Here is a 2,061-nt window from a genome sequence, read left to right as displayed (position 1 = left end):
TTGAGCGAGTTACCCGCCGGCCTTGTTCTGGATGTTCTGGTTGTTCCGGGGCAGGAAGAGCTGTCCGACATTCTTGACAAAGAGTCAGGTGCGCAGGAGGAAGAGGAGACAGAGAGAGAACCATTTCTAGCTCGGCTGCTGGCCCGTTTTTAAGATGGCCGGGTAAACAGCCAGAAGTTCAATGGAGTGGCGTATTTTCGTCGACGCCTAGAGAGCTGTTTAGTTGGGCCGCCTCTTCCACTCAAGAACAAGAGATGGTTCTTGTATACGGCGGCCCAAGTATCCAGACATTTTAGGACCACTCACATTGATTGTCTGGAGGCATTTGTCAGGCGTGCAGGAGGTGCGGCGTGTTGTCGAGAGGCCACCGTTTTCGCGCACCCGAAGAACTTCAATGCGATGATCATCATAGTGCCGTTCAGATCGTGAATATGGCATGAACCGAACGCATGGGTCGATATTTGTGTTCGCCAGTGAGGCCTCTCTTAGTTCTCATCGCCAACCGAATAGATCCGCTTTGGCTCAAAAGCCGAGGTGAAGGCCTGAAAGGATAGTTGGCTATCAGCCCGGGGGTCCGCGTATGGCCGTCTATTACGCCACAAAATCATACGTTTTGTCGTTCTCGAAGGGCCTGGCCAGAGAGCTCGACGGTTCCGGTGTTTCGGTCACAGCACTAAGCCCTGGCTTGACAAAATCGTCATTTGAAGAGAAGGCTGGGGCGAGCGGAACGGGGCTTTACAAATTACTCCCCCAATCGAACGCAAGAGCGGTCGTGCGATTGCCGGATATCGCGGCATGATGCGTGGACGCAAAGTCGTTCTGCCGGGTCTGGCTACGAAAATCTTGGCCATCGCAGGCGAGTTTCCGCCTCGGGCGATTGCACTCGAAGTGAATCACCTGCTTTTGAAGCGCATCTGAAATTGCGATTAAGAGAAGACAACGCGATCCATCACCTTATACAAATCGGCGGGCAAAAGATGCTCTGGGAATCCTTGGGCAAGAGATGAATTTCATAGAACAGTTCGTGCAGCGAGATCAACATCGCATTTACGTCAGAGAATATCCGGGAGAGGACCCGACGATCATCCTCATGCACGGCTTCCCAGATAATCTTCATCTCTATGATCGTGTTCTTTCCTTTCTCTCTCCGGCGCGGCGAGTAGTGACCTTTGATTTTCTCGGGTGGGGGGCTTCTGATAAGCCGCCTGACTATCCATATACCGCTACCAATCAAGAGGGGGATCTGGACGCTGTGATCCAGGAACGGAAACTTGGACAAGTTGTCCTTGTGGCGCATGATGCCTCTGGCCCGCCAGCTATTGATTGGGCGCTTCATCATCCCGATCAGGTAGCAGCTCTTGTGTTGCTGAATACTTACTACTGTCCGATGCCGACGCTCAGACCACCCGAAGCGATCTTTCTTTTCTCCACGCCTCTCATCAGGAACTTCGCACGGCCCATTTCAGGGATGTTCAACCACCTCCTCTTTCGTCGCCTGTACTGGTGGCAAGTGGGTAGATTCTTCCGGGATGCTGAGATTAGAAATCAATTTGTACCGTTGTTGTATCAGCAGTTCGACGCAACGCCGAGCACACGTCCTGCGTTCTTTGCCCTCAATAAAGACTTGTTATCCGCTGTGCGAGCAGGCTCGAAAATGGCTTCTAAGCTCAAAGAGTTCAGGCGGCCGGTGCGAATTATTTTTGGTGACGCCGACCCTTATTTGAATAAGGGAGTGGCTCAGAAATTTCATGAGTTGTTTCCGGGATCTGATTTGTTTCTCCTGTCCGGCGCTCGACATTTCGTTCAGATGGATGAGCCTGAGGAGGTTGCACGCCTAATTCTCTCGACTCCAACCACGGAGACCGCGCCACCTGCACGTTGAAACGAAGCCACCTAACGGATCTGGACTCTCGCTAATTGCGCGTAATCCCGGACGGTTGGTCGGCAATCCTTCCCTAATCCGACAGAGTCCTACCGTGATACGGGCAGAACCCACGACGGCGTCCGTCAATTCGCTTATGGCTGCTTGAAGTTCCGGTAGATTTCCTGAAATCTGTCGAA

Annotated in this window: 2 protein-coding genes; both read left to right on the top strand. The window is 52.5% G+C overall.

Features of this window, described 5'->3' with window-relative positions; genetic code table 11:
- Window positions 1-550: 550 nt before the first annotated feature.
- Window positions 551-799 carry an SDR family NAD(P)-dependent oxidoreductase gene (locus tag Q363_RS47300; RefSeq protein ID WP_084080967.1) on the top strand — a complete coding sequence of 83 codons (249 nt, stop codon included), beginning with the start codon at window positions 551-553 and terminating at the stop codon, window positions 797-799.
- A 204-nt stretch (window positions 800-1,003) separates the two neighbouring features.
- A complete protein-coding gene (locus Q363_RS31415; RefSeq protein WP_211256464.1) occupies window positions 1,004-1,882 on the top strand; it encodes an alpha/beta fold hydrolase in 879 nt (292 codons plus the stop codon).
- The last annotated feature ends 179 nt before the right edge of the window (window positions 1,883-2,061 follow it).

This window comes from Edaphobacter aggregans DSM 19364 (genome assembly GCF_000745965.1).
GTDB lineage: Bacteria > Acidobacteriota > Terriglobia > Terriglobales > Acidobacteriaceae > Edaphobacter > Edaphobacter aggregans.
This window is presented reverse-complemented; position numbering and strand designations above follow the sequence as displayed.